The sequence below is a fragment of the Streptomyces sp. 549 genome (assembly GCF_030124175.1).
Lineage (GTDB): Bacteria > Actinomycetota > Actinomycetes > Streptomycetales > Streptomycetaceae > Streptomyces.
This window is the reverse complement of record NZ_JASKMT010000011.1, coordinates 67,429-82,263: the sequence shown is the minus strand read 5'-3', so window position 1 is coordinate 82,263 and position 14,835 is coordinate 67,429. Positions and strand designations below refer to the sequence as shown.

The window sequence follows — 14,835 nt, the reverse complement described above, 5'->3', positions numbered from 1 at the left end:
TCATCGACCACCACCGGTGCGTGCGCCCTTCCCGCTGCCCGCGACCGACACCGAGACGCCGCCGTGCCGCCGGCAGGTGTTCGGCTCCCGTTACCCCGACCGCCCCACCGGCCCCGCTACGCTGTCCGGCGAGCGGGCGCCGACGGCCCGCCGTACGAAAGCGAGAGCGCTACCGTGTCACTGCTCGCCGTGGGACACCGCGGCCTGATGGGTGCCGAGCCGGAGAACACCCTTCCCTCGTTCCACCGCGCGGAGCGCGAGGGCGTCGACCTGATCGAGCTGGACCTGCACCTGAGCAGGGACGGCGAACTGATCGTGATGCACGACGCGCGGGTGGACCGCACCACCGACGGCACCGGGCTGGTCGCCGACCTGACCCTGGAGGAGCTGCGCGCCCTGGACGCGGGCGGCGGTGAGCGCGTGCCGACCTTCGAGGAGGTGGCCGGCGCGGTGTCCCTCGGAATCCAGGCCGAGATCAAGGACGTCAACGCGGCCCGCGTGCTGGCCGGTGTCATCAAGGACCGCGGTCTGCAGGACCGGGTCATGGTGATCTCCTTCCACGACGACGCGCTGCGCGAGACGCGGGCGCTGCTCCCGGAGATCCCGCTCGCCCTCGTCACCGGTCGGTCCACCCCGACCGCTCCCGAGAGGGCCGCCGCGCTGGGCGCCGCCATGGTGTCCGGTGAGTTCCCCCGCCTCACGGCCGACACCGTCGCACGCTGCCGGGCCGCGGGCATCAAGGTGATCAGCTGGACGGTGAACACCCCGGCCGAGCTGGCGACCGCACGCGAACTGGGCCTCGACGGCGTGGTGACGGACATGCCGGAGATCGTGCACGCGATCCGCGCCCAGGCCTGAGGGACCGGCTGCCTCCCGCGGGCGCACCGGCCGGTGTCCGAGCCGTCAGACGAGGGGCTTGACCAGCCGCTCGAAGGCGAGGTCGTCGCGCCGGGGGATGCCGAAGCGCTCGTCACCGTAGGGGAACGGCGACAGCTCCCCCGTCCGGACGTAGCCGCGCCGCTCGTACCAGGCGATCAGGTCCTCGCGGGCGGTGATCACCGTCATCTCCATGCGCGCGGCCGCCCACCGGCCGCGCGCGACGTCCTCCGCCTCCGCCAGTACCCGCTTGCCCAGGCCGCCGCCCTGCGCTCCGGGGTGCACCGCGAACATGCCGAAGTACGCGGTCGGCTCCCCTTCCGGGGCGGTGCGGCGCTGCACCTGGCAGCAGGCGAGTAGCCGGCCCGCGACGTGCGCGGTCAGCAGCACGCTGTCCGGGTCCTCCACCACGGCGCGCACGCCCTCGGGGTCGGTGCGCTGGCCGTCGAGCAGGTCCGCCTCGGTGGTCCAGCCGGCCCGGCTGGCGTCACCCCGGTACGCCGACTCCACGAGGGCCACCAGGGTGTCGACGTCGTCCGGCACTGCCGGGCGGAAGGCCGGCTCCTCGCGGTCCGGTGCCGCGGTGCGCGGCGCTGCGGTCTGCTGTGCTGCGTCCATGTGCCGGGAGCCTAGCCGTCGGGCGAGCGACCGCGGCGCGGCGTCCGGCCCGTGGACCCCGCCCACGGGCGGCGCGCCGCCCGTGCGGACACCGGGGAAGCGAGCACGCCTACCGGGGACGGGCTCGTTAGGGTCGGTCGTATGGTGCATGTGCTGAGCAGCCGCGTACTGCTGCGGCCCACCGACCCGCAGGCCGCCCGCGACTTCTACGGAGGCGCGCTGGGCCTGGCCGTCCACCGCGAGTTCGGGACCGGCGAGGAACGCGGCACGGTCTACTTCCTGGGCGGTGGGTTCCTGGAGGTCTCCGGGCGGGCCGACCGGCCCTCCTCCCCCGGCCTGCGGCTGTGGTTGCAGGTGGCCGACGCCGAAGCCGCCCACCGCGAGCTCGCCGACGCCGGGGTGGAGGTGCTGCGCCCACCGCTGAAGGAGCCCTGGGGCCTGATCGAGATGTGGGTCGCCGCACCCGACGACGTCCAGCTGTGCGTGGTGGAGATCCCCGCCGACCATCCGCTGCGCAGCCGCCCCGGCATCTGACGCCCGTCGGGCCGGCCGCCGCCTCCGCGTGCCGACCCCCTCCGCCCCTCCGGCCGCGGGACGCGCCCCCGTCGCGCTCCCGGCTCTGCCTCCGTGCGCTCCCCTGAGCCGAGCCGCGCTTGGGCAGCCTCCCTGCGGACGGACCGGGGGCACTCCGCCCTGCGGGAGGGCAGGGGGTGCGATGCACGGGCCGGAACCGGTGGCATGGCTGCTGTTCGGCGTCTGCGCGCTCGCCGCCGCGGTGTGCCTGCGCCGCACACGCAGCGGCCCGGCCGCCCACCGGCGCACGGCGGCCACCGAGGCGGTCATGGCCCTGGGCATGGCCGCGATGGCGCTGCCCCCACAGCCGGTACCGGCCGCCGCCTTCGCGGTGCTGTTCACGGCGGTGGCTGCCCACTCCGCAGCACTGCTGGTGCAGGGCGCCCCGCACCAGGCACACCACTTCGCGGAGGCCGCGGCCATGGTCTACATGGCGCTGGCCATGCCGGACCCGGCTGCCGCAGCGGCACACGCCGGGCACGAGCCCGGCGGCGTTCCATGGGTGACGGGGGCGCTGCTGGTGTACTTCGGCCTCTACACCCTGCGGACCGGCACCCGGCTGATGCCGGGGCCGGACAGCGGCGGCCCGGCGGCAACCTCCGGCAGCCCGGAAGTGGCGGTGGCCTGCCGGCTGACGCTGGCGCTCGGCATGTCGGCGATGCTTGTGGGGCTCTGAGTCCCGCCCCGGCCCCGGACCTCCCGGCTCCCGGCTCCCGGCGAGCGTCGCGGGTTCCCCCGGAACGCCAACCGGGGTGAGGCGTGCGTCACTTCCCCGCGGGCTCCGTACCGGTGGCTGCCCGCCGGGTCCTACTCTGTGCAGCATGACGGTCGCGCTCGCGCTCCTTCTTCTGGGCGGTCTGACCGCGGTGATGGCGCCGCGCCTCCTGGCCCGCAGCTCCTGGCCGGACCGCGAACCGGTGCTCGCGCTGTGGGTCTGGCAGTGCGTGGTGGCGGCCGTGCTCCTGTGCTGTGTGCTGGCGATGGCGCTCTCCGCCGCCGAGGCCTGGCAGGTGGTGCGCGGGCAGGTGTTCGCCCCCGCCCCGCAGCAGGTGCTGGACGCCTACGCGCTCTCCCCCGACGGCCATCCGTGGGCCGCCGCCGTGGCGGTTCTGCTGTTCGTCGGCGGTGCCTGGACCGCGGCGATGCTCACCAGGGAAGTGCTCGGGGCCCGCACCCGCCGCCGCCGCAAGCGCCGCGACCTGCGCACCCGCTCGCCACTGATGCCCGGCGAGGAGGAGACCTCCGGCGAGCGCCTGGTCGTGCTGGAGGGCGAGCGCGCCGAAGCCTGGTGGCTGCCCGGCTCAGCACCCCGGCTGGTCATCACCACCGCGGCGCTGCGCCGCCTCAAGGGGCGCCAGCTGGACTCGGTGATCGCCCACGAGGAGGGCCACGTACGGGCCCGGCACGACTGGCTGCTGCACTGCTCCTCCGCGCTGGCCGGCGGCTTTCCGCAGGTCCCCGTCTTCCGCGCGTTCCGCCACCAGATGCACCGGCTGGTGGAAATGGCCGCCGACGACGTGGCGTCCCGGCAGCACGGAAGGCTCACCACCGCCCTGGCCCTGGTCGGTCTCAACGAGGACCGCGACGTCTTCGGGCCGTGCGCGTCGCACCGCACTCTGCTGCCCCAGCGGGTGAACCGGCTGCTGTCGCCGGCGGACCGGCTGCCGGTCGGCAGCCGCCTGCGCATGACCGCCCTGGCGTCGCTGGTGCCCGTCATCCCGCTGCTTGTGGCGTTCGTCCCCGGGCTGAGCGCACTCGGCTGAGCCCGGCAGGCCGGTCGAACCCCACTGTCCTCGGCCCTCCGGCGGCTTTCGCCCTTCCGGGTGGGGCCGTGGTGCCGACACGCTCCGGGCGCCCGACACACCCTCTGCACGGCGGACACCGCTGAGCGAGGCAATGGTCTACCCGCGTCCGAAGCGGCGAAATCCTGTGACGAACAACTTTCTGCACGGGATCTGCGTCACACCGCCCGGCCGTCCCACACCCTTCCGCAGCCGCAGCCACCAGCGGCGATGCCGCTGCGCGCCCCGGACAACGGCACATGTCGTTGTCACAGGCTGCCCCTAGGGTGGACACATGACCACCACAACCGACAACTCCCCCGCGCCCACGGCCACCGAGGCCAATCGCGAGATGCGTGAGTTCGCTTCGGGTCCGAGGTCCTGGACGGCCGAGGAGCTCACCGAGTTCGCCCGGCTGCGCCAGGCATGGCTGGAAGCTGCGACCCGCGAGGTCGCCACGGCCGCCTGAGGCGCCGTCCCGCACCCGCGGCCGCCCCGGAGCCTGCCGTTCCGGGCCAGCCGCGGCCCCAATGTCGTCCGCTTCGGCGGAGATGCCGTTCCCACCAAGGCCCGTGGCCACCGCCCCGGGCCTTCGTGCTGCCGCGAGGCCGCCGCGCCGGTCGGCTCCGGTACCGGGCGATCCCCCGCGTCGCCCGGTACCGGCTGCGACCCTCGCCCCGAGCGGGGCCGGCCGCTTCCGCGCTGAGTATATTGGCTGTGAGCCAGTCAACGCAGGAGTTACAGGATGTCCCCTCGGAGCGCATCGGTCAATGAAGAGTTGCGCCGACGCTCCCGCGAGCGGCTGCTCCAGGCGACCGTGGACCTGGTCTCGGAACGCGGCTACGAGGCGACCACCCTGGGCGACATCGCGGACCGGGCGGGCGCGGCCCGCGGGCTGGTCTCCTACTACTTCCCCGGCAAGCGCCAACTGCTGCAGTCGGCGGTGCACCGGCTGATGCACCGCACGCTCACCGCCGCTCTGGAGCGCGAGCCGGTTCCCAGCGGCGAGCAGGCCGGCCGGGAGGCGATGGCCCGGGCGATCGACGCGATCCTGGGGCTGGCCGTGGAGAAGCCGACCCTGATGCGCACGCACATGGCCGGGATACTCCAGCAGGAGGGCTTCGTGGCGTGCGACGAGCAGCGCCGGCTGGCCGCGCTGCTGCGGGAGACCATGGCGCGCTACGGCACGGCCGACCTGGACGCCGAGTACCCGCTGCTGCGGGCACTGCTGATGGGCGCGGTGGTGGCGGTGCTGATCCCGGGAGCGCCGATGCCGATGCCGCGGCTGCGCGCGGAGCTGTTCGCCCGCTACGGACTGGACTGGCGGTTGGGGACCCCGCCGGACGGTGCGCCGCCCGGCGGGGCCCTCGATCGGCTACTGCCGCACGGTCAACGGTAGTCGGGCTGCGTCTGGACGTTCAGCTCGTCCATACGCACCTTCTTGGCGCTGTCGGTGCGCTTGTCCTTGATCTCCAGCACGTCGAGCCCGCGCTGGTCGTTGGAGTAGATGTAGCCGTTGTAGTAGTACGCCGACCAGGTGCCGCCGAAGGTCAGCATGGCGGTGGACTCGGGGCCCCGCTCGAAGTAGCCGATCTCCTTGGGGTTCTTGGAGTCGGTGAACTCCCAGATCGACACACCGCCCTGGTACCAGGACTGCACCATGATGTCGCGGCCCTTGACCGGGATCAGCGAGCCGTTGTGGGCCACGCAGTTCTCGGTGTCGGCCTGGTGGCGCGGGATCTTGTAGTAGCCCTGGAAGTCGAGAGTGGCCTTCTTGCCCTTCCCGCTCACGTGGTAGATGCCGTTGGCACCCTTCTCCGGGCCGATCTCCTCGTTGCAGGTGGCGCCGCCGCCGCCGCCGAGTTCGTCGGTGAAGATGACCTTGCGGCCGTTCTCACTGAACGTGGCGGAGTGCCAGAAGGCGAAGTTCTCCACGTCCTGCACCCGGTCGATCACCTTGGGCCGCTCGGGCTTGCTGATGTCCATCAGGATGCCGTCACCCATGCAGGCGCCCGCCGCGAGCTTCAGCTTGGGGAACGCGGTGATGTCGTGGCAACCGGACGTGGGCGTCTTCTCCGGCCGCGCCGGGTCACCGGGGAAGCCGCCGTCGGGGAAGAGCCCCTCGAAGCTGCTGAGCGACGCCTGGTGGGGCGCCTTCCGCGGGACCTTCACGATCGAGATGCCGTCGTGCGGCGGCTGGCAGTCGGGGAAGCTGGCGCTGGGGAAGTAGGACGAGACGTAGACGTAGACGTCCTTCTTCGTCGGCACCAGCGTGTGCGTGTGGGAGCCGCAGGCCGTCTCGACTGCGGCCACGTAGCGCGGCTTGGCCTTGTCCTTGATGTCGAAGACCCGCACGCCCTCCCACGACTCCTTCACCGTCGCGGACTGCGCGGTGCTGTTGCAGGTGTCGTCGCTGCGTGAGGAGTCCACCGACAGGAAGAGCAGGTCGCCGGAGACGGAGATGTCGTTCTGGGCACCCGGGCAGAGCACCTGGCTGACGACCTTGGGCGCCTTGGGCTTGCTGATGTCGTAGATGACGAAGCCGTCGTAGTTGCCGGCGAAAGCGTACCTGCCCTGGAATGCCAGGTCGGAGTTGGTGCCCTGGAGCGCGCCCTTGGGCACGTTGGCCAGGTGGCTCACGTTCTTGCTGGTGACCACTTCACCGGAGCCGGGTATCTCCCCGCTCTTGATGGCAGCCTCCGCCTCGGCGCGCTCGATGCCGTCGACCTTCTCCGCGGGTAGCGGGCTGTCGCCGGGGTCGGGGGTGGCAGACGCCGGCTGGGCGGACAGGAATGCCGCCAGCAGGCCGAAGGCGGCCACCGCCACGCCGATACGTCTGCGCCGCACTGGGGGTGTGTGCAACGACGTCACTGCTTCCTCCCTCTGGTCCGCACGGTTCCGCTCGGATGAGAACGGTTCGCGGACCCCGGCAGTATCGCGCGCCGCATGTACAGAACAACAGATGGAAACAGGATTGTCATGGACAACAGACGACTGGTTCGCTCAACTCCGTGCTAGGAACGAACAACTGGCATACCCCGCCACAGGAGGAAACGTGACGGATCGTCACCGCGTGCGCCCCATAGCCGTCCTGGCCCTGCTGCTCGCCGCCCTGCCCGCCCTGACCTCGTGCACCGGCGGCAGCGCCGACGCGGCGGGCGACGAACCCGGGGTGCTGGCGCCCGGGCGTCCCGGCGAGGACGCGCGCACCCTTTCACCCGACGAGGCCAGGGAGGTCAGCCGCAAGCAGACCCAACCCAACGGCGCGGACTTCACCTTCATGACGATGATGATCGAACACCACGAGCAGGCCCTGGTGATGGCCGAGTTGGCCGAGGAACACGCCGAGGGGGAACGGGTGGGCAAGCTGGCCGACCGCATCCGGGCGGCTCAGAAGCCCGAGATATCCGTTATGCGTGCCTGGCTCAAGCGCAACAACGCCGACAGCCGGTCCGGCGGGCACGACCACCACCACGGCGAGATGGCCGGCATGGCCACCGAAGCCCAGTTGGAGCGCCTGGGCAAGGCTCGAGGCGCGGCGTTCGACCGGATGTTCCTCAGTCTGATGATCACCCATCACCAGGGCGCGGTCACCATGGCCGAGGAGGTCCTCAAGGACGGCAACGACGTGACGGTGGAGGAGATGGCCACCGAGATCGCCGCGCAGCAGAACGCCGAGGTCGCCCGGATGCGCGCCCTGCGCTGAGCCGCGGCAACGGCGGCCGCGACGGCAGCCTCACCCGGACGCCCCCTCCCGCGGAAGCGGCGGCGGTGCCATGCTGGACCTCCCGGCGGAAGGGACTCCGACCGTGCCCCCAGTCCAGCGTGTCGCCGTCGTCGGCGCGGGCCCCAGCGGGGTCTACGCCGCCCAGTCCCTGGTGGACCGGTCCCCGGACGTCCTGGTGGACGTCCTCGACCGGCTGCCCTGCCCCTACGGCCTGGTGCGGTACGGCGTGGCCCCGGACCACAAGAAGATCAAGTCGCTGCAGGGCACGCTGCGCGCGGTGCTGGAGCACCCCCGCGTCCGCTTCCTGGGGAACGTCGCCGTGGGGCCGGGAGAGGGCCAGGTCACCCCGCGATGGCTGCGGGACCGGTACCGGGCGGTGGTCTACTGCGTCGGGGCGGCCTCCGACCGCCGCCTCGACATCCCGGGCGAGGACCTGCCGGGGAGCTTCTCCGCGACCGACTTCGTCGCCTGGTACAGCGCGCACCCGGACGCGGTGGCCCGCCGGTTCCCGCTGGGCGCGGCGGACGCCGTGGTGATCGGTGTCGGCAACGTCGCCGTGGACGTCGCCCGCATCCTGGTGCGAGGCGCCGCCGAGCTGGGCGGCACCGACATGCCGCAGGGCCCGTTGGACGCCCTCGCGGCCGGCGGGGTCACCACCGTGCACATGGTCGGCCGGCGCGGCCCCTCACAGGCGAAGTTCACCACCAACGAGCTGCGCGAGCTGGGCACCCTGACGGAGGCCGAGGCCGTGGTGCACGAGGAGGAGATGGTCCTCGACCCCGGCTATCGCGACGCGGGCGGGCTGCCGTCCGCGGCCCGCCGCAACCTGGCCGCGCTGCGAGGCTGGCTGGAGACCCCGCCGGGCGGCGCGCCGCACCGGATCGAGCTGCGGTTCTTCCTTCGGCCGGTGGAGCTGCTGGCCGGCCCCGACGGCGCAGTACGGGCGGTGCGGTTCGAACGCACCGCACCGGACGGCCGCGGCGGAGTGCACGGCACGGGCCGGTTCGAGGAGATCCCCGCCGGGCTGGTGCTGAGGTCGGTGGGCTACCGGGGGGTCGCCCTGCCCGGATTGCCGTTCGACGACCGGACGGGCACCGTGCCGCACGAGCAGGGCCGGGTGCTGCGTGACGGCGTGCCCGCGCCCGGCGAGTACGTGGCTGGGTGGATCAAGCGCGGGCCGACGGGCGTGATCGGCACCAACCGGCCGTGTGCCAAGGAGACCGTGGTGTCGGTGCTGGCGGACCTCGCCGCGACGGCCCCCGACGGGCCTTCGGGCGAGGATCCGCTGGCGGAGCTGCGGACCCTCGGCCTGCGGCCGGTCGACTGGCAGGGCTGGAAGCGGGTCGAGAGCGCCGAGCAGGCACTGGGCCTCAGCCTGGGCCGCGCCACGGTGAAGATCCCGGACTGGGACGGCCTGCTGCGCGCGGCCGACGGCGCTTCCGCTCACAACGGTCCCGCACACGGCGCTTCAGCTGACGACGGCCCGGCGCACGGCGTGCAGGACCGGTTGCCGCCGCTGGGCGCCTGACGGGCGGCACCCGCGGGTCGCCGGTCGCTCAGCCGGTGGCGGACGCCCGAACGGCGTGAGCCCCCGCAGGGCCGGCGTCTCACCGTGCGGCGCCTCCGGCCGGTTCGCGGGCCGCCGCCGCGAGCACGCTGTCCAGCAGCCCGGGGAAGAGCGTGTCGAGGTCGGCACGGCGGAGTGCGTTCATCTTGGCCGTACCCCGGTAGTCCTGTGTGATCACGCCGCTCTCACGCAGTACCCGGAAGTGGTGGGTGGATGTCGACTTGCTGACCGGGAGTTCCAGCGCCGAGCAGGTCAGCGCGCTCTCACCGCACTCGGCGAGGGTACGCACCACCGCCAGGCGGAGGGGGTCGGCGAGCGCGGCCAGCACGTTCTCCAGCCGGATGTCGGCAAGCTCCGGGTGAGGCAGTTCCCGGACGGCGGCAGCCGGTTTTCGAGTCGTCACGCCTGCCATCCTACGAGATGTGGTTCGAGAACCGTCGTAGTTTGACGACTCCCGTACTACGACGACTATCGTACGACCGTCGCCTCCTGACACGTCAGTGCCTTCCGCGAAACAAGGAGCCCACGTGAGCACGCTGTTCGAGCCCTACACCCTGCGCTCGCTGACCCTGCCCAACCGGGCGTGGATGGCACCGATGTGCCAGTACTCCGCCGACGTGTCCGGGCCCGGCACGGGAGTCGCCAACGACTGGCACTTCGCGCACTACGCGGCGCGGGCGGCCGGCGGTACCGGCCTGATCCTGGTGGAGGCCACCGGGGTGAGCCCGGAGGGCCGGATCAGCCCCGCCGACCTGGGGATCTGGAACGACACCCAGGTGGCGGCGTTCCGCCGGATCACGGCCTTCCTCCAGGAGCAGGGCACCGTTCCCGGCATCCAGCTGGCACACGCGGGCCGCAAGGCGTCCACCGACCGCCCCTGGCTCGGCGGCGGGCCGCTGACGGAGGGGCAGGGCAGCTGGCAGCCGCTCGCGCCCAGCCCGGTGCCCTTCGACACCGGCCATCCCGTGCCGGCCGAACTGACCGTGGAGGACATCGGCCGGGTGGTCGAGCAGTTCGCCGACGCGGCCCGGCGGGCCCTGGCCGCCGGCTTCCGGGTGGCGGAGGTGCACGGCGCCCACGGCTACCTGATCGGCGAGTTCCTCTCCCCGCACAGCAACCGCCGCACCGACGCCTACGGCGGCGACTTCGACGGCCGCACCCGCTTCGCCCGGGAGGTGGTGGACGCGGTCCGCGCGGTGTGGCCGGCGGAGCTGCCGCTGTTCTTCCGCGTCTCGGCCACCGACTGGCTGGAGGAGGGCGGCTGGACGGCGGACGACACGGTCCGCCTCGCCTCCGTCCTGGCGGACCGCGGCGTGGACCTGGTCGACGTCTCCTCCGGCGGCAACGCCGCCGGCGTCAGCATCCCCACCGGCCCCGGCTACCAGGTGCCGTTCGCGGCGCGCGTCAAGCGTGAGGCCGGGGTGCCCGCAGCGGCCGTCGGCCTGATCACCGAGCCGGAGCAGGCCGCGAAGATCCTGGCCGCAGGGGAGGCCGACGCGGTCCTGCTGGGGCGGCAGCTGCTCCGGGAGCCGTCCTGGCCGCGGCGCGCGGCCCGAGAGCTGGGAGCGGCCGGGCCGCAGCTGCCCCTGCAGTACGGGCGGGCCGCCTGACCTGCGGCGACGGCGTCCGGGACGCGAATGTCAGAGGTCGGGTGCAGACTGGCCGCAGCCTGAGACGACGACGTCCCGGAGGTGTCTGCCATGGCCGCGGTCCTGCTCGCGGTGGGAACACGCAAGGGCCTGTTCCTCTTCACCCGCAAGTCCACCCGTACCGACCACGGCCGGTGGGAGGTGGGAGCCCCGCACTTCGCCGACCAGGCGGTCTACGCGTTGGCGGTGGACACCCGGCCCGCGACCCCGCGCCTGCTCGTCGGCGGTGACAGCGCGCACTGGGGCCCGTCCGTCTTCCGCTCGGACGACCTGGGCGCCTCCTGGCAGGAACCGCCGCAACCCGCGGTGAGGTTCCCCGAGGACACCGGCGCCTCGCTCGAGCGCCTGTGGCAGCTGACGCCGGGCAGCGCTGCCGAGCCCGACGTGGTCTACGCGGGCACCGAGCCGGGCGCGTTGTACCGCTCGGAGGACGGCGGCCGGTCCTTCGAGCTGGTGCGCGCCCTGTGGGAGCACCCGCAGCGGGCCGAGTGGGTGCCCGGCGGCGGCGGGCTCGGCCTGCACACCGTGCTGGTCGACCCCCGTGACGACCGGGCCCTCACCGTGGCCGTCTCCACCGGCGGCGTCTACCGCAGTCAGGACACCGGTGGCACCTGGGCGCCTGCCAACCGCGGCGTCTCAGCGGTGTTCCTGCCCGATCCGCAACCGGAGTTCGGGCAGTGCGTGCACAAGGTGGCCCGGGACGCGGTGAACCCGGACCGGCTGTACCTGCAGAACCACTGGGGCGTCTTCCGCAGCGACGACGGCGGCGGGCAGTGGCAGGCGATCGAGAACGGTCTGCCCTCCACCTTCGGGTTCCCCGTCGTCGCCCACCCCCACCGCGCCGACACCGCCTACCTGTTCCCGCTCAACGCGGACGCCGACCGCGTCCCTGCGGAACGCCGCTGCCGGGTGTACCGCACCGAGGACGCCGGCGCGAACTGGCACCCGTTGGACACCGGCCTGCCGTCGGCACCGCACCACGGCCCGGTGCTGCGGGACGCCATGTGCACTGACGGCAACGACCCGGCCGGCGTGTACTTCGGCAACCGCAACGGCGAGCTGTACGCCAGCGCGGACGACGGCGACTCCTGGTCCCTCGTCGCCGCGCACCTGCCCGACGTGCTCTGCGTCCGGGCCGTGGTGATGTGAGGTGCGAACCGCCACGACGGACGCGGGAGGGGAAGGGAGCCATCGCGAGGATGCGGCGGGCCACGCGGACGGCGACGCCCTCGAAGGTCCGCCCGCCGTGCTTTTCCAGGTCGGGCTGCCCTTCGAGGGTGGCGTTGACCGACCCGATCAGCTGCCGCACCGACTTCAGCGGGCCCTCGCCCTTGCGGTTCCTCTCCCGCAGGAGTCCACGAACCGCAACCACCGCGACTCCGAGGTGAAGCCCAGCAGCGCCTGCGCGACGGCGAGCCAGACGAGATCGGAGTCCGTCAACGGTGGAGGCCGGCCCTGCCACCTGGTGCCTCCGATCTCGTCGTCGGTCTTCACCTGCAGTGCGGTTTGCGGTCAGCAGGGAGTCCAGGTTGTTCGTCACACAACGATCTTGGACGTCTACCCGCCGAGTCGAGCCGGCGACCGTCCAAGCACCCGTGACAGGGTGACCGGATGACGTCGAACCACGAGTGCTCATCCGATCCCTGCCCCGACGGCTTCGAACCGTGGTCGGACACCACCCGCGTTCACGTGGACCTCGTTGCGGCGAAGGCGCTCGTCTACGACCCTTGCGGGTTCACCTGCTCGCAGCCGGTCCCCGAAGCCGAGAGCGCCGACTACGCCGCCCACGCACTCACCCTTGACGGCCTCGCCATCCGGTTCCGCGCGGCCAGGACGACCCCCACCAAGGTCGGCCAGTTCGTCACCGTATGGAAGAGAGCCCCGGGCGGTCCCATCCAGCCGTTCGACGCCGGGGACCCCGTCGACCTCTTCGTCATCAGCACCCGCGACCATCACCACTTCGGCCAGTTCGTCTTTCCCATGGACACGCTCAGCCGACGCGGTGTCGTGTCAGTACACGGTTCCGGAGGGAAGCGAGCCTTCCGCGTCTACCCGCCCTGGGTGACCACCACCAACCGCCAAGCCGGCGGTTCACAGGCGTGGCAGCTGGACCACTTCTTGCGCCTTGACCAAGACGGGCCCGTCGACGTGGCCCGTGCCCGAGAGCTCTACCACCCGCAGGACGGCACCGGCACCACGACAGGATCGGCCAGCCGAGATCACGCCACTGGGCTTCACACTCGGAGATGAACGCTGCACCCGGCCGGCGGAGCGTCGGGCGCGCAACTCATGCTGGTGCGCGCCGCGCGGTCCTCACCGTCCCCGTACCCGCCGGAGGCCGCAGCCGAGAGCCGAGCGCGCGAAGTGGCCCGGGGCCTCATCCGGCAGCTCGCCCTGCCGGATGCGGTCAGCGCCCCGATCGCGGAGCACGCCGCCCGGCTGGGCGTCACCGGCGGCCATCTCACCGAGTCGGTGCGCCGGGCCACCGGACGCACGCCGGGCCAGTTGCTGAGGGAGGCGCGCACCAGGGAGGCCAAGCGTCTGCTGTCGGCCGGCGACCTGACGGTCCGGCAGGTCGCCGGCCGGGTCGGGTACCCCGACCCGGCCTACTTCTCCCGCTTCTTCCGCCGCGAGACCGGCATGACCCCGGGGGCGTTCCGGCATGCGCACCGGGCGGATCACCATCTCCCCCACGCCCAGTCCATCGCGGAGAGCACCGGCTCCTCCTAGCGTCGAAGGCGCCCCCGAGCCCCACTTCAGGAGGAAGCCGTGCGCGGACGACCGGACCCCGAGGAGACCGGCGGCCCACCCGCCGACAGCGGCGGCCTCACCCGCAAGGGCCTGTTGAAGGTCGCGCTCGCAGCCGTGCCGCTCTCCACAGCGCTCGGCGGAGCCGCGCTTGCCCAGGGCGCCGCCACGCGGCCGGACGGCAAGCAGCTCACCCCGACCCCCGATGTGCGACGACGGTGACGACCTGACGCCCCCGCAGATGGAGGGCCCCTACTTCAGGCCGAACTCGCCGCGGCGCACCTCGCTCGTCGAGCCGGGCGCCCGGGGCGTCCGGCTGACGGTCAGCGGATTCGTCTTCGGCCTCACCTGCCGACCGGTGCCCGGCGTGCTCCTGGACTTCTGGCAGGCGCACACCGCGCAGCCGGGCTGGGAGCCGCCGGGTACGCCCGCGCTCTGGCGGCGCCGCTGAATCGCCCTCCGTGAGGAGGGGCGCGGCGGCCGCCGGGCCGGTGCGGGCGCAGGCCCCCGCACCGGCCCGGTCACCGACCGCTTCGGGGGGCCCGGTAGACAGTCGGGGACGGCTGCGGGCGCCGGCTGTCAGGGCAGGCGCCAGTCGACCGGCTGGGCGCCGAGCCGGACCAGGTGGTCGTTGGTGCGGCTGAACGGCCGCGAACCGAAGAAGCCGCGGTCCGCCGACATCGGTGAGGGGTGGGCGGACTCGATCGCCGGCAGGTCGCCGAGCAGCGGCCGCAGGTTGCGCGCGTCGCGTCCCCACAGCACGGACACCATCGGCTTGCCCCGGGCGGCAAGTGCCCGGATCGCCTGCTCGGTGACGTCCTCCCAGCCCTTGCCGCGGTGCGCGGCGGGCTTACCGGGCGCCGTGGTGAGGGCCCGGTTGAGCAGCAGCACACCCTGCCGGGTCCACGGGGTGAGGTCTCCGTTGGAGGGTCGGGGAAGGCCCAGGTCGGTGTGCAGCTCGCGGAAGATGTTCTCCAGGCTGCCGGGCAGTCGCCGCACCTCGGGCGCCACCGCGAAGCTGAGACCGATGGCCATTCCGGGTGTCGGGTACGGGTCCTGGCCGACGATCAGGACGCGCACCTCGTCGAAGGGTTGCTGGAAGGCGCGCAGGACGTTCGGCCCCGCGGGGAGGTAGGTGCGCCCTGCCGCGATCTCCGCACGCAGGAAGTCCCCCATCACTGCGACGCGTTCGGCCACGGGTCGCAACGCCTCGGCCCAGCCGGGCTCCACCAGGTCACTCAACGGTCGTGCTGCCACAACCCGTCACCCTACCGGCCCACACCGACCCGCTCGTGC

17 protein-coding genes and 2 pseudogenes are annotated in these 14,835 nt (G+C 73.0%); 13 read left to right on the top strand and 6 right to left on the bottom strand.

Annotated elements, in window-relative coordinates:
- Positions 1 to 174 precede the first annotated feature (174 nt).
- The gene (locus QNO07_RS14970) at positions 175 to 858 is read left to right on the top strand and encodes a glycerophosphodiester phosphodiesterase (protein WP_283992493.1); all 684 of its coding nucleotides are present in this window, start codon (positions 175 to 177) and stop codon (positions 856 to 858) included.
- A 45-nt stretch (positions 859 to 903) separates the two neighbouring features.
- Here QNO07_RS14970 and QNO07_RS14965 read toward each other — a convergent pair whose 3' ends face one another.
- Positions 904 to 1,494: a GNAT family N-acetyltransferase gene (locus QNO07_RS14965; protein ID WP_283992492.1), complete on the bottom strand. Its 591-nt coding sequence runs from the start codon at positions 1,492 to 1,494 to the stop codon at positions 904 to 906.
- Positions 1,495 to 1,635: 141 nt separating this feature from the next.
- On the opposite strand from QNO07_RS14965, the gene QNO07_RS14960 reads away from it, so the two are divergent.
- From QNO07_RS14960 to QNO07_RS14940, 5 genes are all read left to right on the top strand, one after another.
- Positions 1,636 to 2,028 carry a VOC family protein gene (locus QNO07_RS14960; RefSeq protein WP_283992491.1) on the top strand — a complete coding sequence of 131 codons (393 nt, stop codon included), beginning with the start codon at positions 1,636 to 1,638 and terminating at the stop codon, positions 2,026 to 2,028.
- A gap of 181 nt (positions 2,029 to 2,209) precedes the next feature.
- Positions 2,210 to 2,743 carry a DUF5134 domain-containing protein gene (locus tag QNO07_RS14955; RefSeq protein WP_283992490.1) on the top strand — a complete coding sequence of 178 codons (534 nt, stop codon included), beginning with the start codon at positions 2,210 to 2,212 and terminating at the stop codon, positions 2,741 to 2,743.
- Positions 2,744 to 2,888: 145 nt separating this feature from the next.
- Positions 2,889 to 3,830 (top strand): M56 family metallopeptidase, encoded by a 942-nt coding sequence (locus tag QNO07_RS14950; RefSeq protein ID WP_283992489.1) that lies wholly within the window; start codon positions 2,889 to 2,891, stop codon positions 3,828 to 3,830.
- A gap of 313 nt (positions 3,831 to 4,143) precedes the next feature.
- Positions 4,144 to 4,317, top strand: a complete 174-nt coding sequence (locus QNO07_RS14945) for a hypothetical protein (protein WP_283992488.1) — start codon at positions 4,144 to 4,146, stop codon at positions 4,315 to 4,317.
- A gap of 276 nt (positions 4,318 to 4,593) precedes the next feature.
- Complete coding sequence (locus QNO07_RS14940; RefSeq protein WP_283992487.1) at positions 4,594 to 5,247, top strand: TetR/AcrR family transcriptional regulator; 654 nt, start codon at positions 4,594 to 4,596, stop codon at positions 5,245 to 5,247.
- Here QNO07_RS14940 and QNO07_RS14935 read toward each other — a convergent pair.
- Complete coding sequence (locus QNO07_RS14935) at positions 5,238 to 6,719, bottom strand: LVIVD repeat-containing protein (protein WP_502961849.1); 1,482 nt, start codon at positions 6,717 to 6,719, stop codon at positions 5,238 to 5,240. The two genes, QNO07_RS14940 and QNO07_RS14935, sit on opposite strands and share 10 nt — an antisense overlap.
- A gap of 184 nt (positions 6,720 to 6,903) precedes the next feature.
- Between QNO07_RS14935 and QNO07_RS14930 the strand changes: the two genes are divergently transcribed.
- Complete coding sequence (locus QNO07_RS14930) at positions 6,904 to 7,554, top strand: DUF305 domain-containing protein (protein WP_283992485.1); 651 nt, start codon at positions 6,904 to 6,906, stop codon at positions 7,552 to 7,554.
- A gap of 103 nt (positions 7,555 to 7,657) precedes the next feature.
- The gene (locus QNO07_RS14925) at positions 7,658 to 9,103 is read left to right on the top strand and encodes an FAD-dependent oxidoreductase (protein ID WP_283992484.1); all 1,446 of its coding nucleotides are present in this window, start codon (positions 7,658 to 7,660) and stop codon (positions 9,101 to 9,103) included.
- A gap of 79 nt (positions 9,104 to 9,182) precedes the next feature.
- Here QNO07_RS14925 and QNO07_RS14920 read toward each other — a convergent pair whose 3' ends face one another.
- Entirely contained in the window at positions 9,183 to 9,545 is a 363-nt protein-coding gene (locus QNO07_RS14920) for an ArsR/SmtB family transcription factor (RefSeq protein WP_502961848.1), read from the bottom strand.
- A 124-nt stretch (positions 9,546 to 9,669) separates the two neighbouring features.
- Between QNO07_RS14920 and QNO07_RS14915 the strand changes: the two genes are divergently transcribed.
- Together QNO07_RS14915 and QNO07_RS14910 are read left to right on the top strand one after the other, a co-directional pair.
- Positions 9,670 to 10,752 (top strand): NADH:flavin oxidoreductase/NADH oxidase, encoded by a 1,083-nt coding sequence (locus QNO07_RS14915; protein ID WP_283992482.1) that lies wholly within the window; start codon positions 9,670 to 9,672, stop codon positions 10,750 to 10,752.
- Between the two features lie 90 nt (positions 10,753 to 10,842).
- Positions 10,843 to 11,940, top strand: a complete 1,098-nt coding sequence (locus tag QNO07_RS14910) for a WD40/YVTN/BNR-like repeat-containing protein (RefSeq protein ID WP_283992481.1) — start codon at positions 10,843 to 10,845, stop codon at positions 11,938 to 11,940.
- Positions 11,941 to 11,977: 37 nt separating this feature from the next.
- Here the strand turns inward: QNO07_RS14910 and QNO07_RS27700 are convergent.
- Together QNO07_RS27700 and QNO07_RS14905 are read right to left on the bottom strand one after the other, a co-directional pair.
- Positions 11,978 to 12,139 (bottom strand): annotated as a pseudogene (locus QNO07_RS27700) (IS982 family transposase); the annotation flags it as partial.
- Positions 12,106 to 12,231 (bottom strand): hypothetical protein, encoded by a 126-nt coding sequence (locus tag QNO07_RS14905; protein WP_283992480.1) that lies wholly within the window; start codon positions 12,229 to 12,231, stop codon positions 12,106 to 12,108. The gene QNO07_RS14905 and the pseudogene QNO07_RS27700, both read right to left, overlap by 34 nt.
- A gap of 171 nt (positions 12,232 to 12,402) precedes the next feature.
- On the opposite strand from QNO07_RS14905, the gene QNO07_RS14900 reads away from it, so the two are divergent.
- The 3 genes and pseudogenes from QNO07_RS14900 to QNO07_RS14890 all read left to right on the top strand — a co-directional run.
- Positions 12,403 to 13,041 carry a MepB family protein gene (locus QNO07_RS14900; protein ID WP_283992479.1) on the top strand — a complete coding sequence of 213 codons (639 nt, stop codon included), beginning with the start codon at positions 12,403 to 12,405 and terminating at the stop codon, positions 13,039 to 13,041.
- 39 nt (positions 13,042 to 13,080) lie between these two features.
- A complete protein-coding gene (locus QNO07_RS14895; protein WP_283992478.1) occupies positions 13,081 to 13,521 on the top strand; it encodes a helix-turn-helix transcriptional regulator in 441 nt (146 codons plus the stop codon).
- A 39-nt stretch (positions 13,522 to 13,560) separates the two neighbouring features.
- A pseudogene (locus QNO07_RS14890) lies at positions 13,561 to 13,936 on the top strand (carbohydrate-binding protein); the annotation flags it as partial.
- Positions 13,937 to 14,118: 182 nt separating this feature from the next.
- Here QNO07_RS14890 and QNO07_RS14885 read toward each other — a convergent pair.
- Complete coding sequence (locus QNO07_RS14885; RefSeq protein ID WP_283992477.1) at positions 14,119 to 14,796, bottom strand: uracil-DNA glycosylase; 678 nt, start codon at positions 14,794 to 14,796, stop codon at positions 14,119 to 14,121.
- Between the last annotated feature and the right edge of the window lie 39 nt (positions 14,797 to 14,835).

Excerpts from the sequence above, each read along its gene's own strand:
- QNO07_RS14900 (WP_283992479.1), top strand. The coding sequence starts at position 12,403 with ATGACGTCGAACCACGAGTGCTCATCCGATCCCTGCCCCGACGGCTTC.
- QNO07_RS14965 (WP_283992492.1), bottom strand. The coding sequence starts at position 1,494 with ATGGACGCAGCACAGCAGACCGCAGCGCCGCGCACCGCGGCACCGGAC.
- QNO07_RS14960 (WP_283992491.1), top strand. The coding sequence starts at position 1,636 with ATGGTGCATGTGCTGAGCAGCCGCGTACTGCTGCGGCCCACCGACCCG.
- QNO07_RS14895 (WP_283992478.1), top strand. The coding sequence starts at position 13,081 with ATGCTGGTGCGCGCCGCGCGGTCCTCACCGTCCCCGTACCCGCCGGAG.
- QNO07_RS14910 (WP_283992481.1), top strand. The coding sequence starts at position 10,843 with ATGGCCGCGGTCCTGCTCGCGGTGGGAACACGCAAGGGCCTGTTCCTC.
- QNO07_RS14945 (WP_283992488.1), top strand. The coding sequence starts at position 4,144 with ATGACCACCACAACCGACAACTCCCCCGCGCCCACGGCCACCGAGGCC.
- QNO07_RS14955 (WP_283992490.1), top strand. The coding sequence starts at position 2,210 with ATGCACGGGCCGGAACCGGTGGCATGGCTGCTGTTCGGCGTCTGCGCG.
- QNO07_RS14940 (WP_283992487.1), top strand. The coding sequence starts at position 4,594 with ATGTCCCCTCGGAGCGCATCGGTCAATGAAGAGTTGCGCCGACGCTCC.
- QNO07_RS14950 (WP_283992489.1), top strand. The coding sequence starts at position 2,889 with ATGACGGTCGCGCTCGCGCTCCTTCTTCTGGGCGGTCTGACCGCGGTG.